Annotated in this window: 25 protein-coding genes; 18 read left to right on the top strand and 7 right to left on the bottom strand. The window is 69.3% G+C overall.

What is annotated here, in order from left to right; all coding sequences use genetic code 11:
- Positions 1-11: 11 nt before the first annotated feature.
- Positions 12-1,727, top strand: coding sequence for a DUF7282 domain-containing protein (locus HZS54_RS17235; RefSeq protein ID WP_179918318.1), 1,716 nt, complete (start codon positions 12-14; stop codon positions 1,725-1,727).
- 18 nt (positions 1,728-1,745) lie between these two features.
- Here the strand turns inward: HZS54_RS17235 and HZS54_RS17240 are convergent, their stop codons facing one another.
- The gene (locus HZS54_RS17240; RefSeq protein ID WP_179918319.1) at positions 1,746-2,339 is read right to left on the bottom strand and encodes a DUF6149 family protein; all 594 of its coding nucleotides are present in this window, start codon (positions 2,337-2,339) and stop codon (positions 1,746-1,748) included.
- A 225-nt stretch (positions 2,340-2,564) separates the two neighbouring features.
- Here HZS54_RS17240 and HZS54_RS17245 point away from each other — a divergent pair, with 225 nt between their 5' ends.
- The 7 genes from HZS54_RS17245 to HZS54_RS17275 all read left to right on the top strand — a co-directional run bounded on the left by HZS54_RS17245 (position 2,565) and on the right by HZS54_RS17275 (position 10,604).
- Complete coding sequence (locus tag HZS54_RS17245; RefSeq protein ID WP_179918320.1) at positions 2,565-3,845, top strand: NAD(P)/FAD-dependent oxidoreductase; 1,281 nt, start codon at positions 2,565-2,567, stop codon at positions 3,843-3,845.
- Positions 3,846-4,022: 177 nt separating this feature from the next.
- Complete coding sequence (locus HZS54_RS17250; RefSeq protein WP_179918321.1) at positions 4,023-4,844, top strand: hypothetical protein; 822 nt, start codon at positions 4,023-4,025, stop codon at positions 4,842-4,844.
- A gap of 38 nt (positions 4,845-4,882) precedes the next feature.
- Positions 4,883-5,299 carry a DUF7124 domain-containing protein gene (locus HZS54_RS17255; RefSeq protein ID WP_179918322.1) on the top strand — a complete coding sequence of 139 codons (417 nt, stop codon included), beginning with the start codon at positions 4,883-4,885 and terminating at the stop codon, positions 5,297-5,299.
- A gap of 66 nt (positions 5,300-5,365) precedes the next feature.
- Positions 5,366-5,899, top strand: coding sequence for a DUF5815 family protein (locus tag HZS54_RS17260; RefSeq protein ID WP_179918323.1), 534 nt, complete (start codon positions 5,366-5,368; stop codon positions 5,897-5,899).
- A gap of 239 nt (positions 5,900-6,138) precedes the next feature.
- Entirely contained in the window at positions 6,139-6,369 is a 231-nt protein-coding gene (locus HZS54_RS17265) for a hypothetical protein (protein ID WP_179918324.1), read from the top strand.
- 268 nt (positions 6,370-6,637) lie between these two features.
- Positions 6,638-9,925 (top strand): carbamoyl-phosphate synthase large subunit, encoded by a 3,288-nt coding sequence (carB, locus tag HZS54_RS17270; RefSeq protein ID WP_179918325.1) that lies wholly within the window; start codon positions 6,638-6,640, stop codon positions 9,923-9,925.
- 532 nt (positions 9,926-10,457) lie between these two features.
- Positions 10,458-10,604: a hypothetical protein gene (locus HZS54_RS17275; protein WP_179918326.1), complete on the top strand. Its 147-nt coding sequence runs from the start codon at positions 10,458-10,460 to the stop codon at positions 10,602-10,604.
- A gap of 23 nt (positions 10,605-10,627) precedes the next feature.
- Here HZS54_RS17275 and sugE read toward each other — a convergent pair whose 3' ends face one another.
- Positions 10,628-10,954, bottom strand: coding sequence for a quaternary ammonium compound efflux SMR transporter SugE (gene sugE, locus HZS54_RS17280; RefSeq protein WP_179918327.1), 327 nt, complete (start codon positions 10,952-10,954; stop codon positions 10,628-10,630).
- A 141-nt stretch (positions 10,955-11,095) separates the two neighbouring features.
- Here sugE and HZS54_RS17285 point away from each other — a divergent pair, with 141 nt between their 5' ends.
- From HZS54_RS17285 to HZS54_RS17300, 4 genes are all read left to right on the top strand, one after another.
- Positions 11,096-11,500, top strand: a complete 405-nt coding sequence (locus HZS54_RS17285; protein ID WP_179918328.1) for a CBS domain-containing protein — start codon at positions 11,096-11,098, stop codon at positions 11,498-11,500.
- A 226-nt stretch (positions 11,501-11,726) separates the two neighbouring features.
- Complete coding sequence (locus tag HZS54_RS17290) at positions 11,727-12,041, top strand: HalOD1 output domain-containing protein (RefSeq protein WP_179918329.1); 315 nt, start codon at positions 11,727-11,729, stop codon at positions 12,039-12,041.
- Positions 12,042-12,124: 83 nt separating this feature from the next.
- Positions 12,125-12,289, top strand: coding sequence for a hypothetical protein (locus HZS54_RS17295; RefSeq protein ID WP_179918330.1), 165 nt, complete (start codon positions 12,125-12,127; stop codon positions 12,287-12,289).
- A 155-nt stretch (positions 12,290-12,444) separates the two neighbouring features.
- Entirely contained in the window at positions 12,445-13,149 is a 705-nt protein-coding gene (locus HZS54_RS17300; RefSeq protein WP_246391678.1) for a PH domain-containing protein, read from the top strand.
- A 15-nt stretch (positions 13,150-13,164) separates the two neighbouring features.
- Here HZS54_RS17300 and carA read toward each other — a convergent pair whose 3' ends face one another.
- Entirely contained in the window at positions 13,165-14,229 is a 1,065-nt protein-coding gene (gene carA / locus HZS54_RS17305; protein WP_179918331.1) for a glutamine-hydrolyzing carbamoyl-phosphate synthase small subunit, read from the bottom strand.
- Positions 14,230-14,332: 103 nt separating this feature from the next.
- Here carA and HZS54_RS17310 point away from each other — a divergent pair, with 103 nt between their 5' ends.
- Together HZS54_RS17310 and HZS54_RS17315 are read left to right on the top strand one after the other, a co-directional pair.
- Positions 14,333-14,746: an Lrp/AsnC family transcriptional regulator gene (locus HZS54_RS17310; protein ID WP_179908153.1), complete on the top strand. Its 414-nt coding sequence runs from the start codon at positions 14,333-14,335 to the stop codon at positions 14,744-14,746.
- Positions 14,747-14,825: 79 nt separating this feature from the next.
- On the top strand, positions 14,826-15,428 hold the full coding sequence (locus tag HZS54_RS17315) for an NUDIX hydrolase (RefSeq protein ID WP_179918332.1): 603 nt from the start codon (positions 14,826-14,828) through the stop codon (positions 15,426-15,428).
- Positions 15,429-15,550: 122 nt separating this feature from the next.
- On the opposite strand, the gene HZS54_RS17320 is transcribed toward HZS54_RS17315, so the two are convergent.
- The 3 genes from HZS54_RS17320 to HZS54_RS17330 all read right to left on the bottom strand — a co-directional run bounded on the left by HZS54_RS17320 (position 15,551) and on the right by HZS54_RS17330 (position 18,848).
- Positions 15,551-17,299, bottom strand: coding sequence for a histidine kinase N-terminal 7TM domain-containing protein (locus tag HZS54_RS17320; protein WP_179918333.1), 1,749 nt, complete (start codon positions 17,297-17,299; stop codon positions 15,551-15,553).
- A 180-nt stretch (positions 17,300-17,479) separates the two neighbouring features.
- Positions 17,480-17,809, bottom strand: a complete 330-nt coding sequence (locus HZS54_RS17325; RefSeq protein ID WP_246391679.1) for a DUF7977 family protein — start codon at positions 17,807-17,809, stop codon at positions 17,480-17,482.
- Entirely contained in the window at positions 17,802-18,848 is a 1,047-nt protein-coding gene (locus HZS54_RS17330; RefSeq protein ID WP_179918334.1) for a zinc-binding dehydrogenase, read from the bottom strand. Before HZS54_RS17330 ends, HZS54_RS17325 begins: the two co-directional genes overlap by 8 nt.
- Before the next feature lie 139 nt (positions 18,849-18,987).
- On the opposite strand from HZS54_RS17330, the gene HZS54_RS17335 reads away from it, so the two are divergent.
- A complete protein-coding gene (locus HZS54_RS17335; RefSeq protein WP_179918335.1) occupies positions 18,988-20,169 on the top strand; it encodes an ABC transporter substrate-binding protein in 1,182 nt (393 codons plus the stop codon).
- A gap of 132 nt (positions 20,170-20,301) precedes the next feature.
- Positions 20,302-21,684, top strand: coding sequence for a molybdenum cofactor synthesis domain-containing protein (locus HZS54_RS26595; RefSeq protein WP_179918336.1), 1,383 nt, complete (start codon positions 20,302-20,304; stop codon positions 21,682-21,684).
- Between the two features lie 5 nt (positions 21,685-21,689).
- On the opposite strand, the gene HZS54_RS17345 is transcribed toward HZS54_RS26595, so the two are convergent.
- Positions 21,690-22,316 carry a hypothetical protein gene (locus HZS54_RS17345; protein WP_179918337.1) on the bottom strand — a complete coding sequence of 209 codons (627 nt, stop codon included), beginning with the start codon at positions 22,314-22,316 and terminating at the stop codon, positions 21,690-21,692.
- Between the two features lie 348 nt (positions 22,317-22,664).
- Between HZS54_RS17345 and HZS54_RS17350 the strand changes: the two genes are divergently transcribed.
- Both HZS54_RS17350 and HZS54_RS17355 read left to right on the top strand, forming a co-directional pair.
- Positions 22,665-23,624, top strand: coding sequence for a WD40/YVTN/BNR-like repeat-containing protein (locus tag HZS54_RS17350; RefSeq protein ID WP_179918338.1), 960 nt, complete (start codon positions 22,665-22,667; stop codon positions 23,622-23,624).
- 188 nt (positions 23,625-23,812) lie between these two features.
- Entirely contained in the window at positions 23,813-25,981 is a 2,169-nt protein-coding gene (locus HZS54_RS17355; RefSeq protein ID WP_179918339.1) for a beta-glucosidase, read from the top strand.
- Positions 25,982-26,003 lie beyond the last annotated feature (22 nt).

Here is a 26,003-nt window from a genome sequence, read left to right on the forward strand (position 1 = left end):
GCGCTCGAACGATGCCCTCCACGAAGGCGACCGGGTTCTCGATAGCGGTGTTCGTCGCGGCGGCGATGGCCGTCGCCGCCGTCCCCGCAGGCGGCGAGGCAACACCGGTGCCGGCACCGCCGTCCGACGGAGCGGCCGACCGGGCGGTGGCCCAGAGCGACGACCCGAACCTGACGCTCCGGACTGGCGCGCGCGTCGAGTTCGAGGCGCTGGACTCGACTACCGCCGTCCGCCGCCAGGTTGCAGCCGGACGCCTCCCCGCGGAGGCGAACTTCACGGTCGGCGACCCGTTCGTCGTGGAGATCGCGCACGCCGGCCTGGCCGACCGACTCGGCGACGGGAACGCGACCGCGGCGTTTCTCGACGTGTTCGGGACGCCGGCGGCGAACCTGACCTTCGAGGACGTCAGCCACGGCCCCATGCGGAACCCGAAGTGGATCGACCCGTATCCGAACGCGACGCGCGCGTTCGTCGACGCCGGCAACGACACGACGTACGTCGTCGTGGACACGGACCGCGTCGAGGTCACGTACGCGTACTCGTCGGGTCCGCAGGTCGACCGGAACGTCTCGCAGCCGAATCCGGAGTATCCGCCCGAACTCGTCAGATACGACGAGTTCCGCGCGAACGTGACGCTGGCCGGCGGGTCGAACCTGACGGCGGGCGACGAGCGCGTCGTCGCGACGCGGGATCTCGGCGTCCGGATCCGGTCCGCCGAGATCCGGTACGACGACGAGCAGCGAGAGCGGGTCTACGTCGACTCGGCGCCGAATCAGACGCTCCGTGGCGTGACGAACGTCCGGCCCGGGCTGGACGTCACCGTCGTCCTCCGGAGCGACCTCACCTCGTCGGACACGGACGAGTGGGTCGCCCGCCGGGCGACGGCCACCGTCGCGGCGGACGGGACGTTCTCGGCGGCGTTCGACCTGAGCGGCGTCTCGAACGGAACCGTCCTGAACGCGACAGTCCGCTTCGACGACCGCAACATTCTGGACAGAGAAGGCCACGACCCGCCCGAGTCGACGACCGTCGTCGTGACGGCTCCGACCGGGAACGTCGAGGTCAGAGACACGGAACGAAACGCCTCTGGGAGTTACGGCGCCGTCACGGTCGACGCCACGCTCTCGCGGGGCGGGTTCGTCGTCCTCCACAGAGGGAGTCCGACCGGCCCGGTCGCGGGCGTCTCGGGGTATCTGTCGTCCGGTAGCCACGAGGCGGTCCCGGTGTACGTCGGGTATCCGACCGAGAGCGCGGACCCGCTCGTCGCCGTCGTCCACCGCGACCGGAATCAGAACCGCTGGTTCGACAACGTCTCCGTCGACCGACCGTACGCCACGTCGGGGGACGCCGTCGCCGAGACGGGCTTCGCGCCGCCCTCCCCGGGGACACCGAGAGAGCCCGCGTCGCGGGCGACGACCACGCCGACGCCGACACCTCCGGAGACGACCACGCCGACGACCGGCGCCCCGGGTGGAACGACCGAATCAGCGACCGCCGACGGGGCCGACACGAGGACCGCCGGCTCGACGACGACTGAAACCGATGGTTCGGCGGCGACGGCGACCGGGCCGACGGCGACGGAGACGACCGGGTCGGGGCCGGCGACGCCCGCGGCCGAACCGGAGCCGTCGCCGGGGACGACCACGACCGGGACCGGTCCCGGGTTCGGCTCCCTCGCGGCGCTGGTCGCGCTAGTCGCGGTCGGAACCACTCGCCGAGACGGATAGCGCGTTACGCCGGTATCGTTACGCCTCGGCGTCCTGGCCGTCGACGCCCGGCGCCTCCTCCACGTCCACGTCCTCGGGTTCGTCCTGCCCGCCGACCACGAGTTCGCCGTCGGGGGTCTCGACGTACACGTCGTCTGCGAACCCGCCCTCGGCGTAGGGGTGTTCGGGGTCGTCGAGCTTCTCGGGGGTGGAGGGAGCCTCGGCGACGCCGTTCTCGGGGGCGAACTCGCCGAGCGGGTCGTCGATCGTGATGCCGTAGCGCTCGAAGAAGTCGCGGTAGCGGTCGTAGTGGTCGCCGAGTTCGTCGCTCGGGAACTCCATCATCTCGGTCCAGCCGTGGTTGTAGAAGTCGAAGTTGGCCTGGACGTGGGTGATCTCCCTGGCTTCGGCTTCGGGGAAGCCGTCCTCGAGCGCGGCGACGTAGGTGTCCATGGTCGCGTCGAAGAAGTCGTCGAGGTGGTCCCGTCGCTCCTCGCGGCGCCCGGCGTCGGCCTTCTCGGCGAAGATGTCCGTGTGCATCCCGACGAGCCGGTCGTTGACCTTCTCTCCGACGACCGGGAGCGTCAGCGCCTGCTTGGCGGCGAAGTGGCGGACGTTCTGGCGTATCTTCATCGTTGCCAGACGCTTTGGACCCTACCGTATTCAACGTCTCGGGTGCGCACCGACCGACGACGCGCCCGAACGCCGACCGGATCGGCGATCCGCTACCGGTTTCGGTTCCCGTGACCGTTCGACATGCCGGGACGATCAGAATTTCCGTTCGAGGGAATGTGTTTGCCAATCAACCGCATGGAGAGATAGCAACCCACATTAACCACGGTTACGAACACCCTGGGCATGAGCGCATCCCACGTCATCATCGGTGATGGCATCGCGGGGAGTTCGGCAGCGGAGACGATTCGCGAGGAGGACCCCGACGCGGACATCACCGTCATCACCGATGAGGGTGAGGCGCTGTACAACCGCATCCTGATCAAGGAGTTCGCCAAGGGCAAACTGCCCGAGGCGCCCATCTCGATCCACGAGCCCGAGTGGTACGAGGAGCGGGACATCGACCTCCAGCTCAACACGCACGTCACGACGATCGACACGGAGGCCAACGAGATCCACACTCACGAGGGCACCGTCTACGAGTACGACAAGCTACTCGTGGCGACGGGCGGGACGCCCGCCAGCCTGGCGAGTTTCGGCATCGACAACGCCGACGCCGACGGGATCGACCACTTCTGGACGTTCCAGGACGCCCGCTCGATCAAGGAGAACGTCGAGGCGGCCGACCAGGGCATCATCGTCGGCGCCGGCCTGCTCGGCATCGACCTGGCGGCCATCTGCGGCGCCCAGGATCTGGAGGCCAACTACCTGATGCGCGGCGAGTGCTGGTGGCGCTACGCGCTCGACGAGGAGGGCGCGGAGATCCTCCACGACGCCATGCGCGAGCGCGGGGTCACCCCCGTCTTCGACTCGGGCGTCTCCGAGTTCGAGACCGACGACGACGGGCAGGTCGAGGCGGCCATCGACCCCAACGGCGAGCGCTTCGAGGGCGACTGGGCCGGCGTCGCCATCGGCCTGAGCTTCAACACCGAGTTCCTCCAGGACACGCCCGTCGAGACCAACGACGACGGCGTCGTCACCGACGAGTACATGCGCACCAACGTCGACGACGTGTACGCCGCGGGCGACCTGACCTGGTTCTACGACACCATCCTCGGCGAGATGGGTCAGAACGGCTCGTGGGGCTCGGCGAAGGAACAGGGTTCGATCGCCGGCCAGAACATGGTCGAGGATATCGAAGCGGGCGGCGAGACCGACGACCCCGAGGAGTTCCGCTGGGTCTCCTCGTACTCGATCACCCACTTCGACTTCCCGTTCCTCTCGTTCGGCCACCCGACCATCGGCGACGACGACGCCGCCCGCAAGTACAGCGACACCGAGTGGCGCCGCCTCGCGTTCAACGACGGCAAGATCGTCGGCGGCGTCCTCATCGGCGACCTCTCCCAGCAGTCCAAGTTCAAGAAGCTCATGCGCGAGGAGCGCGAGGTCGCCCAGCACAAGGACCTCCTGCTCGAGGAAGACGTCGACATGGACAAGCTCGAAGAGGCCGCGCCCAAGCCCGAGTAACGCCGACCCGCCTCTCGACGCTTTTTCCGCGACCGAACGACCACCGCCGCGAGCGCTCCGCGAACTCGGTTTTCTCGCTGCCGACTCGTCTCTCGCCGTCGATTCCGACCACCGAATCGTACTGTCTCGCTAACTGACATGGAATAGCTTAAGTAAGAGAGCGAACCAGTCCGGGACATGACAGTATCGGTGGGTGATACGCTGGAGGACGCGGTCGAACGCATGGTGACGGTTCCGGGGCTGTTCGTGCTGGTCCTGTTCCTGGCGTTCAGGCTGGCGAACCCGGCGGTGTATCGGACGTTCTTCGCCCGGGGGGCGGAGTTCGCGCTGCGGGAGACGGGCGGCTACACGCTTCGGGACGTGGAGATGGAACTGATCGAGCGGGGGTACGCGGACCTGCTACCGCTGCTGGACGTCGTCAGACAGAGCGGGATGGACGTGTCGTTCCCGGTCGCGGTGGCGCTGCTGGCGGCGCTGCCGTTCATTGCGGAGCTGTTGCACGTCGTCGGCGTGCGGGCGTTCGCGGCGCGGGACCCCAACAGCGTCCCGGTCTCGGATATCACGTCGGGGCTGGTCGGGGCGTACGTGAAGTCGCTGATCGCCAACGCCATCGCGCTGGTGTTGATCGTTCTGGCCACCCCGTTCTTCCTGATCCCGGGGATCGCACTGACGATCCTGTTTTTCTTCGTCCGCCACCGGATCGTCCTGGCGGGCGACGGGATCTTCGAGGCGATCTCCGAGAGCTACGCGCTGGTCGTGGAGAACGCGGTCCCGATGGTCGTGCTCGGCGTCGTCTTCTGGCTGACGTGGGCGGTCGTGACCTTCGTCGTCCCGATGGTCCCGCTCGGCGACCTGAGCGGGGCGGCCGGTCGGGTCGCCGGGACGGTCGTCGTCGTGTTCGGGATCTCGATGCTGACGAGCGCGTACCTGCAGGCGGTCGGCGGCGGCGGCGACGCCGCGGCGACGCCGGCGGGCCAGAGCGACGCGCTCGGGGCCTGATCGAAGCCGTTTTCCCCGGGCCAGTACCCCTATCGAGTATGGACAGCGGCGGCAGCAGCGACATGACCCTCGCCTTCGATCTGGACGCGCTGAAGGCCCTGGCCTACCCCGACCGGGTGTTCCAGGACGCGCGTAAGTGGAGCGAGTACGTCGGCGTCGTCTCCGAGCAGCCGACCTACGTGGTGACGAACTTCACGCGCAAACACCGCATTCGTCAGGACTTCTTCTCCGGGCCGCGCAGTCGGGCGGAGAGCCTCGAAAACGTCGCCCAGCAGTTCGGCACCGAGCGCCACGTCTTCGTCGGGTCCGACGACGAGGACGCCGAACTGGCCGAGGAGGTCGGCTGGGAGTACCTCCCCGTCACCGACGCGGCGGAGGCCGCCGAGTGGGAACTGGGCGAACCGGAGACGCCCGAGGAGGACGCGGGCGACGACGAGCGCGACGACTGGCCCTGACCGTTTCGCGGCGCCCGCTCGCCCGGTACCGCGCCTTTTAACCGGCTGTCGGCGGTAGAACGGGTAATGGCAGAGCCGCGCGTCCCCGGGAGCCAGGGGGCAGACATCGAGTTGCCCTGCGGGGAGACCGTCGCCGTCCACGACCTCGACATGGGGCTGCGGGAGTACGACTGCGCCTGCGGCGACGCGCACGCGGTCGTGATGGACGTGCATCCGCTGGGTCGGTTCGTCCCCGAGTTCCTCGTGGAAGTGCTCACCGAGTCCATCGAGACCGCCGACGAGTTCCCCGAGTTCACGACCGCTCACGTCATGGGCATCGTGATGGAGGAGTTCCCCGAGGCCGTGGTCAGCGAGGACCTCTCCGAACAGGGCGAGGTCGGCTACTCGATGCTGTGGCTGACGGACTTCGACGCCCGCCGGCTCCACGAGGTCGTCGTCGAACTCGTCGTCGAGTTGATGGACCACGCGGTCAGCCACGCCGACGACGAGGCGGCCACCGCGCAGTTCGAGGAGTGGCTCCACGAGTTCGACGTGAGCGAGTTCGTCGACCAGTACCGCGAGGAGCGCGAGTTCGAAACCGAACACGACTCCGCGGTCTGAGCGAGCCGAGCGCCGTCGAGTCCGCCGCCGTCGGCCGGACCGCCGGTCCCGCTGGCGGACTGGTCGTCCGATAGTACTGAACGCCCGTCCGAAACGTTCCGTTCGGTTGCACGTAGTGGCGCGGTACGTATGACAGCCGCCGACACACCCGTGACGGTGCCGTCCTGCGATTACCGGAGATCGGCCGTCTGACGGCTGTCTGACGGCGTTTAATGATGGTGGAGGGTGTACCGTTGGGTATGCGCGTACGGCAGCGCGACTTCGAACGCATCCGCTCGGTGCTGGAGGAGGCCGACGCGGAGGAGCCCCTGACCGCCAGGGAGATCCTGAACCTCCTCGACGACCACGGCGAGGAGTTCGACAGCGCTCACCGCGTGGCGACCGTCCTCGGGCGTCACGCCCAGTCCGGGGAGGTCGAGGTCATCCGCGACCAGCCTTACCGCTACGAGTTCACCGACCGCAGCAACTGAGGCCGTACCTTCCGGGGAGGAGGCTGCGCCGCCGCCAGCTGCCGCCGTATCGTCGTCCATTTACGTCCCCTCGTCGTGACTCCGATAGACGCCCGACCGCCGCCCGATGCGGCGACGGCCGGCCGATTCGGCCCGTCCGCCCCGACCCGGTCTCCGCGATCCGACGGCGAAGCGCGACGCGGACGGTCGGGTACGATTTTCGAAACTGCGTTTCGATTTCCGCATTCTTTCGCCGGGTTTATTACGACGAACGGACTCCCCCAGAGTAATGACACAGGACGAGGACCGTACCATTCTGCTGATCGGGAGCGGGCCGATCAAGATCGGACAGGCGGCCGAGTTCGACTACTCGGGCGCGCAGGCGTGTCGCGCGCTCCAGGAGGAGGGCGCCCGCGTCGTGCTCGTCAACTCGAACCCGGCGACGATCATGACCGACCCGGAGATGGCCGACGCCGTCTACATCGAACCCATCAACACGGAAGCCATCTCGGAGATCATCCGGAAGGAACAGCCCGACGGGGTCATCGCCGGCCTCGGCGGCCAGACGGGCCTGAACGTCACCGCCGAGCTCGCCGAGGAGGGCGTCCTCGAGGAGCACGACGTGGACGTGATGGGCACGCCGCTGGACACCATCTACGCGACGGAGGACCGCGACCAGTTCCGCCAGCGCATGGAGTCCATCGGCGAGCCGGTCCCCGAGTCGATCACCATCGAGTCAATGGACGAGGTCGAGGACGCCGTCGAGGCCGTCGGCGGCCTCCCGGTGATCATGCGCACGACCTACACCCTCGGCGGTGCCGGGTCGGGCGTCATCGACGACATGGACGAACTCAAGAAGGCCGTCCGCAAGGGACTGCGTCTCTCCCGGGACGACCGCGTGATGATCACCGAGTCCATCGACGGCTGGATCGAGCTGGAGTACGAGGTGATGCGCGACGCAGACGACTCGTGTATCATCATCTGCAACATGGAGAACCTCGACCCGATGGGCATCCACACGGGCGAGTCCACGGTCGTGACCCCGTCGCAGGTCATCCCCGACGAGGGCCACCAGGTCATGCGCGACACCGCCCTCGACGTGATCCGCGAACTCGGCATCCAGGGCGGCTGTAACATCCAGTTCGCCTGGCGCGACGACGGCACCCCCGGCGGCGAGTACCGCGTCGTCGAGGTGAACCCGCGCGTCTCCCGCTCGTCGGCGCTCGCGTCGAAGGCGACGGGCTACCCCATCGCTCGCGTCACTGCGAAGGTCGCGCTCGGCAAGCGCCTCCACGAGATTGACAACGAAATCACCGGCCAGACCACCGCGGCCTTCGAGCCGGCCATCGACTACGTGGTCACGAAGGTGCCCCGGTGGCCCAAGGACAAGTTCACCGACGTGGAGTTCGAGCTCGGCCCGGCGATGAAATCGACCGGGGAAGCGATGTCCATCGGCCGCACCTTCGAGGAATCCCTCTTGAAAGCGCTGCGCTCCTCGGAGTACGACCCGGCCGTCGACTTCTCCACGGTGTTCAACGACGAGCTGGAGGACCACTACCTCGAACGTCCCTCGCCGGACCGCCCCTACGCCATCTTCGAGGCGTTCTCGCGGGGCTACACTGTCTCCGAGATCAACGAGATCACGGAGATCCGCGAGTGGTACCTCGAACGGTTCCAGCGCATCGCCGACGCCGCCGAGGCCGCGGCCGAGGGCGACTACCAGGCCGCCGCGGACGTGGGCTTCACCGACCAGGAGATCACCGCCCTCGCCGGCGGCGAATTCAACGACACGCACGTCTCCTGGCTGCCGACCGTCGAGGGCCCCGACGCGCCCGACGACGACACCGCGATGGCCGACGGCGGCGCGGAGGCCGAATCGGCGGAGGCCGCCACCGCGCCCGGTCCCGACGTGACCGTCGACGAGGTCGAGTCCGAGACCTCGGATCGGGACTTCAAGCTCGTCGACACCTGCGCCGGCGAGTTCGCGGCGACGACGCCGTACTACTACTCCTCCCGTGACCCCATCTCGGGGCTGGGCCGCAACGAGGTTCAGGTCGACCGCGACGCCGAGAGCGTCGTGGTCGTCGGTGGCGGCCCGATCCGCATCGGGCAGGGCGTCGAGTTCGACTACTGCTCGGTCCACGCGGTCCGCGCGCTGGAGGAGCTGGGCATCGACGCCACCGTCGTCAACAACAACCCCGAGACGGTCTCGACCGACTACGACACCTCCGACGGGCTGTTCTTCGAGCCCATCACCGCAGAGGAGGTCGCCGACGTGGTCGAGGAGACCGGCGCCGACGGCGTGATGGTCCAGTTCGGCGGCCAGACCTCCGTCGACATCGGCCACCCGCTCGAAGCGGAGATCGACCGCCGCGGTCTCGACTGCGAGATCATGGGCACCGCCGTCGACGCGATGGACCTCGCCGAGGACCGCGACCGCTTCAACCGCCTCATGGACGACCTGGGCATCGCCCAGCCCCAGGGCGGCTCCGCGACCAGCGAGCAGGAGGCGCTGGACCTGGCCCACGAGATCGGCTACCCCGTCCTCGTGCGCCCCTCCTACGTCCTGGGCGGCCGCGCGATGGACATCGTCTACAGCGACGAGGACCTCAAGGAGTACATCGAGGAAGCGGTCCGCGTCAGCCCGGACAAACCGATCCTCGTGGACGAGTTCCTCGAAGGCGCCGTCGAGCTCGACGTGGACGCCGTCTCCGACGGCGAGAACGTCCTCATCGGCGGCATCATGGAGCACGTCGAGTCCGCCGGCGTCCACTCCGGCGACTCCGCCTGCATGATCCCGCCGCGCTCGCTCGGCCGCGACGTGAACCGCAAGGTCCGCCAGGTCACCGAGGACATCGCCCGCGCGCTCGACACGGTCGGGCTGATGAACGTCCAGCTGGCCGTCAAGGACGAAGAAGTGTACGTCCTCGAAGCGAACCCCCGTTCCTCGCGTACCGTCCCGTACGTCTCCAAGGCGACCGGCGTCCCGATCGCCAAGCTCGCCGCGAAGGTCATGGCCGGCGAGACGCTCGAGGACCTCGACGTCACCGAGCAGGTGCCCGAACAGGTCTCGGTCAAGGAGGTCGTCCTGCCGTTCGACCGCCTGCCGGGCTCGGACCCGCGCCTCGGCCCGGAGATGAAATCGACCGGCGAGGTCATGGGCACCGCCGACTCGTTCGGCAAGGCCTACCAGAAGGCCCAGATGTCCGTCGGCAAGGCCATCCCGCTCGAAGGCACCGCCGTCGTCGACCTCTCCGAGAGCGAGTTCCCCGGTCGCGAGACCGAGGCCGGCGAGGAACTCGTCGAGCAGTACGCCGAACACTTCGACCTGGTGACCTTCGACAGCACCGACGAGTTCGTCGACGCCGTCGAGAGCGGCGAACTCGACCTCATCGTCTCGCGCCAGCGCGAGCCGCTGGAAGCCGCCGTCGAGGAGGAGATCACCTACTTCTCGACGCTCGCCTCCGCCCGCGCGGCGCTGGAGGCCATCGAGGCCGCCGACGAGCCGCTGGACGTCCAGCCCGTCGGCGACCGCGTCAAGCGCGACGAGTACTGGGGCCAGCCCAAGCAGGACTGAGCGGCGACCGCGGTCCGACCTCTCCCACTTCTCCGCTTTCTTTCCCTCTCCCGTTTCGACCGCTCCCAGCGGCGGTGATTTCGTGCTCAATGCAGGTGACGGCTGTTGCATTTGGGGGTAGCGGTGCGGCTGGCGCGTGCTGTCGCGACTCTCGTGTCGCGACAGCATCGCGCGAGGGATGAGAAGCGCAGCCTGCGAGCATCGCAAGAGGCTGGGGAGGTGTGAGGCCGTCTGCGGTTGCTGTGCGGTGCTGTATGGTCCTGGTGGACTGAAAGGGCGAGGTGCGCTCGCGTCCATCTTAGTCGCCTGAGCGGGCACTATCCGCGCGGGCCGTGCGGAGAGCGCGGATATCCCGGTCAGCGGCCGCGAGCGCGCCGAGGGCTTTCAACGCTTGCCGTCGAGTGCGGTTACTCTCGCACGACTTCGTTTCACGATACGATGAACAGAAACAACCGATACACGAGCACTCCGAACCGAGCGTCATCGAACTCCCGACCGGACACCTTTCCGTTCGGACCACCAACCGGTTCGCATGGCCTTCCGAACCACGCTCGGCTGGTCGTTGATCTCATCGGGTATCGTCACGCTCCTGCTCGGCGTCCTCCCCGGCGGCGACCTGATGTGGGGGCTCATCCTCCTCGTGGTCGGCGTCGCGACGCTGCTGTACCGGCAGACCTGACACGCGCGGCCCGACAGCCCGCTTCAGGACGCGCCGCTCGCGGTGAGGTTCAGCCCGACGATACCGACGACGATGAGGCCGACGAACGCGACGCGGGCGGGGCTCAGCGGTTCGTCGAAGAGGACGATCCCCAGCGCTGCAGTGCCCACCGCGCCGATCCCGGTCCAGACGGCGTAGGCGGTGCCGACCGGCAGGTGCTCGACGGCCTTCGCCAGGAGGACGACGCTGATCAGCATCGCGACGCCGGTCGCCGCGGTCGGGACCGGCCGGCTGAGCCCCTCGGAGTACTCCAGACCGATCGCCCAGGCGATCTCGAACAGGCCGGCGACGAAGAGGAGATACCACGCCATAGGGCCCCCCTTTCGGGAGGGCGCGCCTGTGACTTGCGGTTCGGTCCGTCCGGCGGACGGGTCGGGCGGGGCGGGTCGCGACGCCGTCGCACTCTGCCGAGACCGCCGGTGTTTATGGGTCGGATGCGCGTAGACACTCCCATGGAAGACATCTTCGTCGCGCGGCTGATGAGTTCGGACCTGCAGACGGTCGGCCCCGACACGCTCGTCGAGGACGCCGCCGAGCAGATGCGGGACAACGGCGTGGGGTCGCTGGTCGTCGTCGACGAGGACAACCAGCTGCTGGGCATCCTCACGACGACGGACTTCGTCGACATCGTCGCCAAGTCCAAGCCGAAGGCCCAGACGACCGTCGAGCGCTACATGACGACGGACGTGATCACGACGTCGGCCCAGACCTCGATCGTCGACGCGGCCGACCTGATGATCGAACACGGGATCCACCACCTCCCCGTGGTCGACGACGAGGAGGGCGTCATCGGCATCGTCTCGACGACCGACCTGACGGGCTACATCTCCAGCGTCCAGACGCCGTCGCCGGCCTGAACGCCGCCCCTTTTCTCCCCGGGCGCTCCGTCCGCCACCCTCGACGACCGGACAGCGAGCCGTCGGGTCGCGAGCGGCGCGCCCGCGCGGCGACCGGTCGCAGTGCGGTGGCCTCGAACTCGCAACCCGACTGCGCTATCGGGGGAGCAACCGCACGGCTACCGGCGCGTAGCCGACCGAAAGTTGGCAACTACACTTGTCCCGGGCGCTCCGTATCTCACAGTGTATGGGACAGGAGCCGTTCGACGAGGCTGACGAGGCGGGAGGCGACTCCCCGGGGATCGTGCGGGCACAGATCGAACCGCGGTCGGAGACGGCCGAGAACGAGTTTCTCGAACTGGTCGCGCGACTCGAAGGGGTCGACGCGACGGAGTTGCCGTCGCTGTATCGCGAGGTCGACCACAGCGTCGAGAACCTCTTCAAGCGGCCGCCGTCGCCCGAGGCGCAGATGGAGGTCGCCTTCTCCTACGCGGGGTACAGGGTCACGATCGACCAGCTGGGCAACGTCAGGCTGGTCCGGGTCGGCGACACGGTCACGTAGCCCGCGAGCGGTCGGGACCCGAACGGTCGGACCCGGCACGGGAACCGGTCAACGTATTTCCCGGTCGGCCTTCAAGGGGTCACATGGCCTTCCCCAGCTACTCCGAGTACTGGAACGAGATCGAGCCGAGTCTCCTCATTCTGGTCGGATTCGTGCTGTTCGTCTTCCCCGAGCCGGCCACTTCCGTGCTCGGTGCGGGGCTGCTGTTGCTCGGCGCGTCGTGGTGGTTCTACGAGTGGGAACGGTAACTGCCTCGCCGGCTCGGCGCGCTCCGCCACCCCACCGAGACGTATTAGGACGTACCCTGTCCACAAGGAATGGTAGGCGTATTCTGATAAGAACCGGCTGACAACGTTCAGGCGATGACCGCCGAGACGCGCGCGAGGCCGCCCGGAGGGTGTCGATGAGCGACGGCAGTCCCCTCGACAGGGCGATGACACTGGCGGAGATGGCGCCCCACGCGTCCGTGACCGTCGGCGTCCTCGCGGGACGCGAGGAGGCGTTCCCCGAGGGGCGACTGCACCAGCCCCCGGTCACGCGCCTCGACGGGACCGAGGCGCCGGCCTACGTCCTGACCAACGAGAAGCGCGGCGTCGGCTTGGGGACCAAGCGCAACACGACGAAGCCGGCCGGCGACCGCGGGACGGCGGTCGTGGTCACGGACCGCCGGACGCTCTGCCTGGTCGGCGGCGACGAGGAGGACAGCGTGGTCGAGGTCCCCCACGATTCGGTCGTCGAAGCCTCGTACCACACGGGCCTGCTCGCCAACCGATTCGTCCTCCGGACGCCGCGCAAGCAGTACCACTGCTGGGCCAAGCGGTCGACGAGCGAGTCGCTGCTCGCGGCGGCCGCGGAGTACGTCGAGGACCGCACGACGGAGACGCCCGACGAGATAGAAACCGACGACGGCGCCAACCAGCTGACCTATCGCGGCCAGCCGATCAGTCGCGAGAACCACCCCGGTGTCCCCGACGAGCCGCCGGCGGACTCGGATCCGGAGACGGCGGGCGACAGTGAGCCGTCGGGCAGTGACGGTGAGGGAGACGAGTCGGGAAGCGACTCGCGGATACAGTATCGCGGAAAACCGATCGACCGCTCCGAAAACTGAGCGGACGGTCCCGTCTCAGTTCGTCGTCGTGGCGGTCTCGTCGGCCATCGCCAGCACGTCGTCGAAGAAGCTCTTCGAGTCGTTGGGGCCGGGGTTGGCCTCGGGGTGGTACTGGCGGGTGATGATGTCGAGTTCGTCGTTCTCCAGGCCCTCCGGGGTGTCGTCGTTGACGTTGATCTGGGTGACTTCGAGGTTGTCACCGGGGTCGGCGACGGTGTAGCCGTGGTTCTGGGTGGTCATGACCACGCGGTCGGTCCGGAGGTCCCGAACCGGCTGGTTGACGCCGCGGTGGCCGAACTCCATCTTCTCGGTCTCGCCGCCCAGGGCGTTGGCGACGACCTGCTGGCCGAGACAGATGCCGGCGATGGGCTTCTCGCCGACGAAGTCGTCGACGAGTTCGTTGGCCTGGTCGAAGTTCTCCGGGTCGCCCGGGCCGTTGGAGATGAACAGCACGTCGGGGTCCAGCTCGGCGACCTCCGCCTCGGTCGTGTCGTGGGGCATCAGGTGGACCGTCGCGTCGCGCTCGACGAGCGACGTGATGATCGAACCCTTCGCGCCGCAGTCGATGAGCGCCACGTCGGGCCCGTCGCCGCCCTCGTTGTAGACGACGGTCTCGGGCGTGGTGACCTGGTCGCCGATCTCCGTGTGGTCGCTCATGTGCTCGCACTGTTCGAGCTCGTCCAGCGCGTCCTGCTCGGTCACGTCCTCGCCCGCGGCGATGCCGCACTTCATCGCGCCGGAGTCGCGGATCTCCGTCACGAGGTCGCGGGTGTCGAGCTTGTCGACGGCCGGGACGCCCTCCTCCTCGAGCCACTCGACCACGTCCTCGGTCAGGTCGCGGGCGACGACGCCGCGCGGGTGGACGCGATCCGACTCGAAGCGCTCCTCTCGAACCCCGTAGTTGCCGATCAGCGGATAGGAGAACGTGAGGATCTGCTCCTCGTAGGAGGGGTCGGTGAGACTCTCCTCGTATCCGGTGTAGGCTGTCGTGAAGACCAGTTCCCCGCGAGTCGTGCCCGGCGAGCGCGCGCGCGCCTCGACGACGCGTCCGCCCTCCAGTGCCACGTAGGCGTCCGTCATTACGAGATGCGTATACCACCTCCGTGCATAAGCCTTGCTTTCGAAGCCAGGTTACGAAATTCGTAACGGTCAAGTGGGGTGGTGCGGAAGGTGGAGATATTCGATGGACGACCTCGACCGGGAGATCCTGAACATCCTCCGCAGGGACGCGCGAACGCCGTACACGGAGATCGCCGACGACGTGGGGACCTCCGAGGGGACGGTCCGCAACCGCGTGGAGTCGCTGGTCGACGACGGCGTCATCGAGCGCTTCACCGTGGCGACGCGGACGGGGAACGTCAAGGCGATGATCGAGGTCGGGGTCGACGTGAGCGTCGACACCCACGACATCAGCGACCGCGTCGCCGACTGGACCGAGGTCGACTTCGTCTGGCAGGTCTCCGGCGAGGAGGACATCGTCTTCGTCGTCGACGCCCAGGACACCGAGCGGGTCAACGAGATCATCACCCAGACCCGCGAACTGGACGAGGTCGTGAGCACGAAGACGCGGCTGATCCTCGACGAGCGCGTCGGGTGAGCGGCGCGGGCCGAACCGGGGAGGGGCGCAACCGACGCGAGTCGAAGACTGTTTGAACCCGCTCTACCACGTGACTCCCATGAGTACGGACGACGAGGGGGCTCCCGGAGACGGCGGTGCGCCGTCGGCCGACGGAGCCGACGACTACCACGAGAACGCCGAGCAGTCGGTGATCGCCGTCGACGAGAACGACGAGGAACAGGGCCTGATCAACCGCCTCGACGCCCACACCGGCGACGGCACCCGGCACCGCGCGTTCACCTCGCTGCTGTTCGACGAGGACGACCGCATCCTGCTCGCCCAGCGCAGCCCGAAAAAGCGCCTGTGGGACACCTACTGGGACGGCACCGTCGCCTCCCACCCGATAAAGGGCCAGACGCAGGTCGAGGCGACCCGCCAGCGCCTCGAGGAGGAACTCGGCGTCACGCCCGACCAGTACGACAACCTCCGGGTGACCGACCGCTTCGAGTACAAGCGCTACTACATGGACGAGGGCGTCGAACACGAGGTCTGCGCGGTGCTGAAGGCCACGCTGCTCGACACGAGCCTCGACCCCGACCCCGAGGAGGTCGGCGGCTACATGTGGGTCCCCTACGAGCGCCTGTACGAGCACCCGCGGTGGTACCGGCAACTGCGCCTCTGCCCCTGGTTCGAGATCGCGATGCGCCGGGACTTCGAGTAACGCGACCGACGGGCGCCCGCCCCTTCTCACGACGACCGAAACGACGCACAGCGGCCGGACCGCCGCTCGCGATTCCGTCGGTCCGGTCGACGGACGATCGGTTGCCGGAGTCCGGCAGGCGGTCAGTCGTGGGCCTCGATCCCGGTTCGGTGGCGGTCGCTCTCGTCGGCGGTGTCGTCGGCCGCGGCGTCGGCAGCGTCCTCGGGCAGCGGGAGCCTGAGCGCGACGGTGCAGCCGTCGCCGTCGGCGAACTCGACGGAGCCGCCGCACTCGCGGACGACCCAGTTGACGAGCCAGAGGCCGACGCCGCTGCCGTGTTCGAGCGCCGTCTCGCGGCCCGCCTCGATCACGGTCCGCTCCTGGTCTTCGATCCCCGGACCGTCGTCGGCGACGCGGATCTCGACGAAGCCGTCCGCGCGGTGGCTCACCCGAACCGCGACGGTGGGCTCGTCGCCGGCGTGCTCGGCGGCGTTCTCCAGCAGCTCCTCGAAGGCCCGCTCCAGACAGGGGCCGCCGACCACGGTCAACCCGTCGGGGAGGTCGACGGTGACGGTCACGCCGTCGTGTTCGGACTCGACGCCGTCGGCGAGGCTGTCGACGCGCTCGGCGACGGCGAACTCGCGGTCGCACGCCTCGTCGACCATCCGGGAGACGTGGCCGATCTTCTCGCTGCGGGCGACGACGCCGTCGACGGTCTCCTCGATGCGGTCGAGCCGACGGCGCACGTCGTCGGACCCCTCCACGTCCTGCCGGAGCAGCTCGGCGTTGCCGGCGACGACGTTCAAGTCGTTGCGGAGGTTGTGCCGGAGGACGCGGTTGAGCACGTCGAGGCGCTGCTCGTGCTGGCGGCGGTCGGTCACGTCGCGGAAACTGACGACGCGGCCGGCGACTCCGCCGTAACTGCGGTAGAGCCGCGAGACGCGCACGTCGTAGTAGCGCCGCCCGTCGGCCCCGTCGAGTTCGAGGTCGGGCTGGCCGGCCGACCCCGACTCGATCGCCGACGCGAGACGCGGCGCGGCGGTCCCGATGGGGGTCCCGACGACCGCCTGCGGGTCGACGTCGAGGAGCCGGGCGGCGGCGGGGTTCACGTCGACGACCCGGTCCTCGTCGTCGAGGATGACGATCCGGTCGTCCATCTCGTCGATGACGGCCTCGCGACCGAGCTGTCGGGTCGCCGGCGTGATCGACAGCAGGCGACCGCGGAACAGGGCGGCGGTCATGACGAGGCCGCCGAAGACGAAGCCGATACCGCCCAGGTCGTACTGTCGGGGGACGAGGTCGAACAGCGAGCTGGCCCACAGCGACGCGGCGACGAACATCGCGGCCAGCAGCGCCGTCCCCTGGCTACGGAAGAAGTCCGTCGTCCGGAAGTTCAGCCGGACGAGTTCGAGCCCCCCGACGGCGATGAGCAGGTAGGAGTAGCCGACGTGGGCCCACATCCCGAGGCCGAACTCCTCGGTCAGGTACGCGCCCGCGGCGGCCGTCTCGATCCACCGGTCGGCCCAGACGAGGCCGTGGGCGTCGTTCGTCCAGACGAGCGCGGCGAAGGCGAGGGGTTCGACGGCCAACAGCGCCAGCCGTCGGCGGCCGAGCGACCGGTCGCTCTCGGTGTAGGCCAGGACCGTCGCCAGCCAGGCGGCCGGGAGGACCACCGAGACGGTCGCGGCGGCGCTCGACCACTGGAGCTTCCCGGCCAGTCCCGGCGACGCCAGCGCCATCCCCTGGGCGAGCGCGAACAGGCTCGCCCCGGCGACGAACGCCGACAGCGGCTTCGCGCCCGGCGTGTCGCGGAACACCCACACGAACGCGGCGACGCCGCTCCCGACGATCGCTGCGAGCAGGACGAAGGGCGTGAACGGCGGCGTCGCCATCGATACGAGAGCGTTTCGCCGTCCCCGAAATAAGTGTATGTGGCCCGATATCAGAATTGGATCGGAGCGGCCGCGGGACGGCTCCGGTCGGTGAGCCGTCGCGGGGCCGCCGGACCAGGGGGAGAGGGTCACCGGACCAGGGACGCGGGGTCGCCGGATCAGGGACGTGGGCTCGCCGCGTCAGGGTCGCCGGTTCGCGAGCGCCGTCCAGACGCCGAGGGCGCCGAGGAAGACGGCGGGGACGAACGGCAGGACGAGGTAGGCGTCGCGATACCCCAGCGGGAGCGCTTCGAGTAGCCCCTGCGCCTGGGGGATCCCGATGATCGTCCAGGGGATCACGACGAGCGCGACCACCAGCGCGGCGACGAGCCCCCACCCGCGGAGCCCGAACTCGCGCGATTCGGGGTCCGGCACGTCGTAGCCTCCCGGATCGACCGGCGGGACGTCCGCGTCCGCGCCGGTTTCGCCCTCGCGGTCGGGGTCGCCGTCCGGCGCGGGCGTCTCAGTCATCGACCTCGCTGTCGGGGACGACCACCACTTTCCCGAACCCCTCCCGGTCCTCCAGCAGTTCGTGGGCGCGGGCCGTCTCGCTCATCGGCAGGCGCTCGCGGACTCGCACCTCGAAGGTCCCGTCCCACACCTTCGCGAGAACGTCGTCGACCTCGCCGGGCGTGGCCATCGTCGAGCCGATAACCGAGAGCTGGTTCCAGAACACCCGGTTGACGTTCGTCTGGGGGCGGCCGCCGGCCGTCGCGCCGCAGGTGACCAGGCGGCCGCCCTTCGCGAGGCTCTTCAGCGAGTCGTCCCACGTCTCGCCGGCGACGTGGTCGACCACCACGTCGACGCCGCGCCCGTCGGTCAGTTCCCTGATCTGTGCGGCGAAGTCGTCCTCGGTGTAGTCGATGGCGTGGTCGGCGCCGACCTCGCGGGCGTAGTCGAGTTTCTCCTCGCTGCTCGCGGTGGCGAACACCTCGGCGCCGGCGAAGTCGGCGATCTGGACGGCCGCGTGGCCGACGCCGCCCGAGGCGCCGAGCACGAGCACGGACTCGCCGGGGTCGACGTCGGCGCGGGTGACGAGCATCCGCCACGCCGTCTGGAAGACCAGCGGCGCCGCGGCGGCGGTCGCCCAGTCGACGCCCTCCGGGACGGCCACGAGGTTGTCCTCGGGGACCGCGGCGAGTTCGCCGTGGACGCCGGCGACGTGCTCGCCGATGATGTGGAAGTCGGCGCACATCGACTCCTCGCCGTCGCGGCAGAACTCGCACTCGCCGCAGCTGACGCCCGCCGTGACCGCCACGCGGTCGCCCGGTTCGAAGCGCGTCACGTCCTCGCCGACCGACTCGACGACGCCCGCGGCGTCGCAGCCCGGGACGTGGGGCATCTCTAGATCGATCCCGGGGAGCCCCTTCCGGGTCCACACGTCGAGGTGGTTCAGCGCGCCCGCCTTCACGTCCACGAGCACGTCCGCGCGACCCACCTCGGGGTCGGGCCGCTCGGCGTACTCGACGACGTCGCGGTCGCCGTGGTCCGCGTACTGGACTGCGTACATACTCCTACCCACTCGTGCGGTGTGCAAAACGGTGACGAACCGGCGGGCCCGTCGACCGACCTACGATCCGCGCACACCGATTCTCAGTTCGGATAACTCGGGGGTAAGGTCATTATGGGGATCGGACGGATGGCGACGTATGGCAACCGCCGTCGGCGGACAGCGCGAGATAGAGATCCACCACCACTTCGTGTGGGGGAGCGAGGAGGAGGCGATGGACGCGGTGCTCTCGGCGTACACCGACCGGAACCCGAACGTGTCGGTCGCCGAGGAACAGACGGCGATCAACGCGCTCCGCCTGATGATCAAGAGCCGGATCCTGCGCGAGGACCCGCCGGACGTGTGGGACGAGTGGCCGGGTGCGAACCTCCGGCCCACCGTCGAGGCCGGCGCGACGGCGGATATCACCGACCTGTGGGAGCGGACGGACATGGGGCGGGCGTACTTCGACGGGATGGTCGACGTGGCCCGCTTCGACGGCGAGTTCCACGCCGTCCCGCTTGACATGCACCGCATCAGCAACCTCTACTACAACGTCGAGCTGTTCGAGACGGCCGGCGTGGACCCGGCGCGGCTCTCCGGTCCCGACGAACTCGCGGAGGCGCTCCCGGCGCTCGCCGAGGAGGCCGAACAGCCGATCGCCGTCTTCGGGCGCAACCCCTTCGGGCTCCTCCAGCTGTGGGAGACGCTCTTTCTCGCCCACGAGGGGCCCGACGGCTACGAGGAGGCGGCCGACGGTCGACCGTCACCCCACCGAGCGGGTATCCGCGCGGGGTTCGACACGCTCGAAAGGTACCTCGCCGCCGGGCCGGACAACCCGGAGTTCATGGACTCCAGCGACCTCGAGTTCGCCTTCTCGGACGGCGAAGCGGCCTGTATGAACAACGGGTCGTGGTCGACGGGACACATGGCCGGGAGCGACATGGAGTTCGGTCGCGACTGGGACTGCGTCCCGTTCCCCGGCACCGACGGCACGCACATCGTCAACACGAACGCGATCGTCCCGGCGGCCCACACCGAGGGCGACGAGGCGGTCACCGAGTTCGTGGAGTACATGGGTTCCGCCGACACCATCGAGCGGTTCAACACGGTCAGCGGGTCCGTCCCGCCGCGCAGCGACGTGTCTACCGCGGACCTGCACCCGATGAGTCGCGAGCTCCACGATGCGTTCGGCGGCCGCGCGACGCAGCTCCCGTCGATGTGTCACGGCCTGGCCGTCCGGCCCGAACAGGTGGTCCAGCTCAAGGACGCCGTCGCCACCTTCCTCCAGGACCGCGACGCCGACGCCGCCGCCGACGCCGTGGTCGCGGCGCTCTCCTGACCGCGGCGCGCTCTCTCGGCTTCGATCGCTGCCTCCCCTCGGTCGCGGCCGCCGATCTCCGCGGTCGCGGCCATCCGTTCCGGCCGCGGTCGGCATGCTGGCCTTTTTGGTTCGCTGTCGGGTAGCGATCCCATGGTCGATTTCCAGTCCCGCGACACCAGCCGCGGGTACGGCGACGACGAGGACGAGGAGGCCGACGCCGAGGGGGACGGGGCGGAAGCCGCCGAGGGGGAACCGACGGACGAACCGGTCGACGGGGAACCGGAAGCGGAGCCGACCGAGCCGGAGCCCGCGGACGAACCGGCCGTCGAAACCGAGGGGGACGACGCGGGCGAGTCCGAGAGCGGGGACGCCATCGAGCCCGAGAGTGGGGGAGCCACCGAGTCCGACCCGGGGGCGTCCGGGGGCGAGAGCGATGCCGACGCGGCCGAATCGGGCGGGGACCCGCTCGCCGGTTCGTCCGGGGGCGCGAGCGGGGACCCGCTGGCCCCGGACACCGGCGACGCCGGAGCGGCTTCCTCGGTGGGCGATACCGATACGGGTCCGTCGGCCGACGACGCGGATCCGTCGACCGACGACACCGATACGGACCTCTCGACCGACGAATCCGGGGATCTACCGGCCGACGACACCGGTGATCCGCCGGTCGACGACACCGAACCCGAGACGACCGACGACCGCGGCGCCGGCTCGTCGCCGGACGACCCGCTGTCGCCGTCGAGCGGGTCCGAACAGCCCTCCGAGGCGGCGGACGGTCCCGACGACCACCCGTTCGCCGACGACGGGACCGACGCGGAGACCGCCGTCGAGGCCGACGCCGGCGGAGCGACCGAGCGCGCTCCGACCGAGACCGACCGTCACGAGGTCGAGAGCAGCGCTTCGGGCGCTCGCACGGACGACCGCGCCGGTGCCCACACGGACGACCACGGCGATTCCGGGGGGCACTCCCACGGGACCGACGACCGCTCGCACGGCACGGATGATCACTCACACGACTCCGGCGGCCACTCGCACGACCACGCCCACGGCGCCGAGGTGGGCTTGCTCGGCGTCGCAGTGGTCACGGTCTCGTCCACACGCACGCGCGAAGACGACGCGAGCGGCGACGTGATCGAGGCGCTGATCGAGGCCGCCGACCACGAGGTCGTCACTCGCGAGATCCTGCGGGACGACCTCGACGGCGTCCAGACCGCGCTGTTGAACCTCACGGGCCGCGACGACGTGGACGTGGTCGTCACGACCGGCGGGACCGGCGTCACGCCCGACGACGTGACCGTCGAGGGCGCCCGTCCGCTGTTCGACCGCGAACTGCCCGGGTTCGGCGAGCTGTTCCGCATCCTCTCCTACGAGGAGATCGGCACCCGCGCGATGGTCTCCCGCGCCACCGCGGGGATGGTCGACGGCGTCCCCGTGTTCTGCCTCCCCGGCAGCGAGGCCGCAGCCCGGCTGGGCACCGAGGAACTCGTCGTCGAGGAGATGGCCCACCTCGTCTCGCTGGCCCGCCGCGACGACTGATCGGGTCAGAACCGACGGTACATGACTACCTGCGTCGCGCTTCCGATAGCGGTGAACGGCGACAGGACGACGGCGACCGTCGCGAGCACCCTCAGATCCCGCTGGACCAGCGCCCGGCCGAACTCCTCGAACCCGTAGAAGAGCGCCAGAGCGGCGAACGCGCCGATCACCGGGACGGAAAACACCAGCCCGACGCCGAGGACCGTGAGCAGGTGCCCCTCGGTGAGGTCGTAACTGTAGCTGAGGGCGCTCAGCGGACCGTGCCCGCCGAGAACCACGGCCGGGACGAACAGTGTGAACCGGAGCGCCAGGTACAGTCCGGGGAGTATCAACAGGAGGAACCCTATCCCGATAGCGACGACCGCGGCAACGTAGGCCGCGACCAGCACGACGAGCCGGTACCCGAGTTCACCGACTCCCGGCCGGCCGTCACGGAACTCCCCGTCGACGACGTGGACGATCGTACCCGAGGTGAGCGTGTTCAGGACCGTCCCGACGAGCGGCACCTGTCCGACCACCGCGCCCACGACGGCGATCAAAAAACTGAGCGGTCGAGCCAACGCCGCCTCGACCGATTCCGATACGATGTGTCCCACACCCACGCGCCCCGCGATCGGGTCGTCGACCGACATACCTGCGGGCTCCCTCCCGGAAAACTTCAACCTAACGACTTGTAATTGGAGAAGGTGTACCCGCCGAAACGGTCGGACACACGACAGTTGTCGGAGCCGGACCGCCCGTCTGTGGCGAACGTATTCGGGTCGCTCCGGGCCACTCTCGCCGACAGCGTTTCTTCACTTCAATCTTTCGTCGTTTCACGTCGGTTAAGCCGAGTTGGCGGCGGGCTTCACTCGGACCGGAATCCGTCGGTTCGACGGAACGAACGGATCGAAAATCGGCTCCTCGGGCCGTTAAACGGCGTAAATCGGGGATAAGTTCGTTCCCCCATTAAGTACAACCCGTCGCATGTCCCGGATGCAATGTCCGAACGCACCTCCACTCGACGCAACGTGCTGAAGGCAGCGGGCGTAGCGATCGGCGCGGCGGCCGTTCCCACGGCTGCGGCCGCGTCCACCGAAGAGTCGGAATGGACCGCGGTGAAGTCCCCGGTCGGCGGAACCCTCTACGACGTCGAGGAGACGAGCGAGGGCGCGTACGCGGTGGGTGACGCGGGGGTCGTCCTCGAACGCACCGCGAAGGGCTGGCAGAAGATCCTCGACGGCGGGCCGAGCGGCAACGGCAACAACCTCTACGGCGCGGACGTGACCGACGACGGCGAGCGCCTGTGGTTCGTCGGCTCCTCGGGCGCCATCGGCGAGTACGACGTGACGACCGGCAACCTCGTCGACCACTCGGCGCCGATGGACGTGACCAACAACTTCAACGACGTGTCGGTCACGGGCGAGGCCGGTGAGGCCAACGTCTACGTCGCCGGCGACTCCGGGAAGATGTACTACAGTTTCGAGAACGGCGCCACTCAGACCTGGGACTACGTCACGCCCGGCTCCGGGTCGGCCATCAACGCCGTCGACTTCTACGACGACCGGAAGGGCCACATCGTCGACGGCAACAAGTCCGTCTTCTACACCCAGGACGGCTCGACCTGGGACAAGATCGGGCTGGCCGACGCCAACGTCAACTTCTACGGCGTCGACTCCGACGGCGCGGACGACGTGTGGATCTCCGGCGGCGGCGGGATGGTCTTCCACTGGACCGGCTCCCGGTGGGTCCCGGCCGACACCGGCGACGCCGGCCTGCGCGACATCGAGGTCGAGGACGGCGTCGGCTACACCGTCGGCGGCGGCGGCGCGGTCTACGACCGGGAGGACGAGGCGTGGAAGCCCGACACCACCCCGACCGGGCAGAACCTGAAGGCCGTCTGCCGCGAGAGCGAGGTCGAGATCGCCGTCGGCGCCGGCGGTACCATCCTCGAACACTGAGGACCCCGGTCGCTCCTCTGCCCTCCCTGACCCCTTCACTCCACGACCCCTCTCGCTCCTCCCCCCTCACGCTCCGCTGTCCCCGCTTCCGTGCCGCCCTCCGGCTGTCAGGCCCTCGGTCCTCGCTTCGGTTCTTCACGGACGCGAAGGGGAAACGATTAAGCGGGTCCTGACTGAACGTCCAATCAATGACTTCGGACACGGTGGAGCGCTTGCTCTCGGACCTCACGCTGGCGGAGAAAGTGCGGCTGACCCACGGCGCGACAGACACCGACGGGACGGCGACGGGGTTCGTCCCCGGCGTCGAGCGGCTCGATATCCCGCCGGTCAGGTTCTCGGACGGGCCGCTGGGCGTCCGCACGGACGAGCCGGCGACGGCGTTCCCGGCCTCGACGGCGCTCTCGGCGTCGTTCGACCCCGAGCTTGCGCGGGAGTTCGGCCGGACGCTGGGTCGCGAGGCGCTGGCGCGGAACCAGGACGTGCTGCTCGGCCCCGGGCTGAACCTCGTCCGGGTCCCCCACTGCGGACGCAACTTCGAGTACTACTCGGAGGACCCGGTCGCGACGGGGCGGTTCGCGGCCGCGGTCGTCGACGGCATCGAGTCGACCGGCGTGGTCGCGACGCCGAAACACTTCGTCGCGAACAACCAGGAGACCGCCCGCGCCACGGTCAGCGCCGAGGTCGACGAGCGCGTCCTCCGCGAACTGTACCTGCCGGGCTTCCGCGACGCCGTCGACGCCGGCGCCGGCGCCGTGATGTCCTCGTACAACCGGGTGAACGGCACGTACATGAGCGAACACGGGGAGCTGCTGACCGAGGTACTCAAAGACGAGTGGGGCTTCGACGGCGTGGTCATGTCCGACTGGTTCGGTACCGAGAGCGTCGTCGGCACCGCCAACGGCGGGCTGGACCTGCAGATGCCCGGCATCTCCGCCGAGGAGCTGTTCGAGTCGATGGGCGCGCCCGGCGACGAGGGCGACGCCGAACGAGCGGGCGAGGAGGGCGGGGCGCCCGACGCAGCGTCCGACGACCCGACCGAGGGGTTCGACTACGCCGACGGGATGCCCGACCCGACGACGGGCGGGCTCTACCGCGAGGAGCTGGCCGACGCCGTCGAGGCGGGCGAGGTGCCCGAGTCGCGGCTCGACGACATGGTTCGCCGTCTGCTCACTCAGCTGGATCGCCACGGCCTGCTCGGCGGGGACCGGGACGCGACGGACTCCGAGGGCGCCGTCGACACGCCCGAACACCGCGACCTGGCCGAGCGGATCGCAACTCGGGGGACCATCCTGCTGGACAACGACGGCGTCCTCCCGCTGGCCGACGACGCCGACGTGGCCGTGGTCGGTCCGAACGTCGACGAGGCGATCCTCGGCGGCGGCGGCTCCTCGGAGGTGACGCCGGTCACCGAGACGAGCCCGGTCGAGGGGATCGAGGCCCGCGCGGAGGGGTCGGTCTCGGTCGCCCGGGGCCACCCGCGCGTCGAGGACATCTCGCTGTTCGACGCGTTCGAGCCCGACGACGGGGCGGACGAGGACGCGCCCGACGCGTCCGTCGACGACGCGGTCGCGGCGGCCGAGGACGCGGACGTGGCCCTCGTGTTCGTCCGCGACCAGGCGACGGAGGCCGCCGACCGCGAGACGCTCGCGCTCCCCGGCGATCAGGACGAGCTGATCGAGGCGGTCGCGGCCGCGAACGACCGGACTGTCGTGGTCGCGAACACGAGCGGCCCCTTCGAGACGCCCTGGCGCGAGGACGTGGCGGCCGTCGTCGCGAGCTGGTACCCCGGCCAGTCCCACGGGTCGGCCGCCGCGGCCGTCCTCTACGGCGACAGCGACCCCGGCGGACGCCTGCCGGTCACGTTCGCCCCCGAAGAGGCGTACCCCACCGCCGACGAGCGGCGCTTCCCCGGCGTCGACGGCGAGGCCAGCTACGACGAGGGACTGCTCGTCGGCTACCGGCACTTCGACGCGACCGACGCCGAGCCGACCTACCCGTTCGGCCACGGTCGCTCGTACGCGACCTTCGAGTACCGCGACGCCGAGGCGGTCGACGACGCCACCGTCGCGGTGACCGTCGAGAACACCGCCGACCGCTCCGGCCGGACGGTCGTCCAGGCGTACGTCGACTCGCCCGCGGCGCCCGACGACCTGGAGCGCCCGCCGCGAGAACTCGGCGGTTTCGCCTCGCTGGCGCTCGACGCCGGCGAGTCCCGCCGCGTCAGTATCGATCTCGACGAGCGCGCGTTCGGCCGCTACGACGCCGAGGCGGGCTGGACCGTCGACTCGGGCGACCACGTCGTCTCGATCGGCCCGTCGTCGCGGGACCGCCCGCTCGACGTGACGATCGAGCGGTAACGGCCGTTTCGACGGTCGGAAG

It is taken from the genome of Halosimplex pelagicum (genome assembly GCF_013415905.1).
Classification (GTDB): Archaea; Halobacteriota; Halobacteria; order Halobacteriales; family Haloarculaceae; genus Halosimplex; species Halosimplex pelagicum.

Excerpts from the sequence above, each read along its gene's own strand:
- HZS54_RS17235 (WP_179918318.1), top strand. The coding sequence starts at position 12 with ATGCCCTCCACGAAGGCGACCGGGTTCTCGATAGCGGTGTTCGTCGCG.
- HZS54_RS17240 (WP_179918319.1), bottom strand. The coding sequence starts at position 2,339 with ATGAAGATACGCCAGAACGTCCGCCACTTCGCCGCCAAGCAGGCGCTG.
- HZS54_RS17245 (WP_179918320.1), top strand. The coding sequence starts at position 2,565 with ATGAGCGCATCCCACGTCATCATCGGTGATGGCATCGCGGGGAGTTCG.
- HZS54_RS17250 (WP_179918321.1), top strand. The coding sequence starts at position 4,023 with ATGACAGTATCGGTGGGTGATACGCTGGAGGACGCGGTCGAACGCATG.
- HZS54_RS17255 (WP_179918322.1), top strand. The coding sequence starts at position 4,883 with ATGGACAGCGGCGGCAGCAGCGACATGACCCTCGCCTTCGATCTGGAC.
- HZS54_RS17260 (WP_179918323.1), top strand. The coding sequence starts at position 5,366 with ATGGCAGAGCCGCGCGTCCCCGGGAGCCAGGGGGCAGACATCGAGTTG.
- HZS54_RS17265 (WP_179918324.1), top strand. The coding sequence starts at position 6,139 with ATGCGCGTACGGCAGCGCGACTTCGAACGCATCCGCTCGGTGCTGGAG.
- carB (WP_179918325.1), top strand. The coding sequence starts at position 6,638 with ATGACACAGGACGAGGACCGTACCATTCTGCTGATCGGGAGCGGGCCG.
- HZS54_RS17275 (WP_179918326.1), top strand. The coding sequence starts at position 10,458 with ATGGCCTTCCGAACCACGCTCGGCTGGTCGTTGATCTCATCGGGTATC.
- sugE (WP_179918327.1), bottom strand. The coding sequence starts at position 10,954 with ATGGCGTGGTATCTCCTCTTCGTCGCCGGCCTGTTCGAGATCGCCTGG.
- HZS54_RS17285 (WP_179918328.1), top strand. The coding sequence starts at position 11,096 with ATGGAAGACATCTTCGTCGCGCGGCTGATGAGTTCGGACCTGCAGACG.
- HZS54_RS17290 (WP_179918329.1), top strand. The coding sequence starts at position 11,727 with ATGGGACAGGAGCCGTTCGACGAGGCTGACGAGGCGGGAGGCGACTCC.
- HZS54_RS17295 (WP_179918330.1), top strand. The coding sequence starts at position 12,125 with ATGGCCTTCCCCAGCTACTCCGAGTACTGGAACGAGATCGAGCCGAGT.
- HZS54_RS17300 (WP_246391678.1), top strand. The coding sequence starts at position 12,445 with ATGAGCGACGGCAGTCCCCTCGACAGGGCGATGACACTGGCGGAGATG.
- carA (WP_179918331.1), bottom strand. The coding sequence starts at position 14,229 with ATGACGGACGCCTACGTGGCACTGGAGGGCGGACGCGTCGTCGAGGCG.
- HZS54_RS17310 (WP_179908153.1), top strand. The coding sequence starts at position 14,333 with ATGGACGACCTCGACCGGGAGATCCTGAACATCCTCCGCAGGGACGCG.
- HZS54_RS17315 (WP_179918332.1), top strand. The coding sequence starts at position 14,826 with ATGAGTACGGACGACGAGGGGGCTCCCGGAGACGGCGGTGCGCCGTCG.
- HZS54_RS17320 (WP_179918333.1), bottom strand. The coding sequence starts at position 17,299 with ATGGCGACGCCGCCGTTCACGCCCTTCGTCCTGCTCGCAGCGATCGTC.
- HZS54_RS17325 (WP_246391679.1), bottom strand. The coding sequence starts at position 17,809 with ATGACTGAGACGCCCGCGCCGGACGGCGACCCCGACCGCGAGGGCGAA.
- HZS54_RS17330 (WP_179918334.1), bottom strand. The coding sequence starts at position 18,848 with ATGTACGCAGTCCAGTACGCGGACCACGGCGACCGCGACGTCGTCGAG.
- HZS54_RS17335 (WP_179918335.1), top strand. The coding sequence starts at position 18,988 with ATGGCAACCGCCGTCGGCGGACAGCGCGAGATAGAGATCCACCACCAC.
- HZS54_RS26595 (WP_179918336.1), top strand. The coding sequence starts at position 20,302 with ATGGTCGATTTCCAGTCCCGCGACACCAGCCGCGGGTACGGCGACGAC.
- HZS54_RS17345 (WP_179918337.1), bottom strand. The coding sequence starts at position 22,316 with ATGTCGGTCGACGACCCGATCGCGGGGCGCGTGGGTGTGGGACACATC.
- HZS54_RS17350 (WP_179918338.1), top strand. The coding sequence starts at position 22,665 with ATGTCCGAACGCACCTCCACTCGACGCAACGTGCTGAAGGCAGCGGGC.
- HZS54_RS17355 (WP_179918339.1), top strand. The coding sequence starts at position 23,813 with ATGACTTCGGACACGGTGGAGCGCTTGCTCTCGGACCTCACGCTGGCG.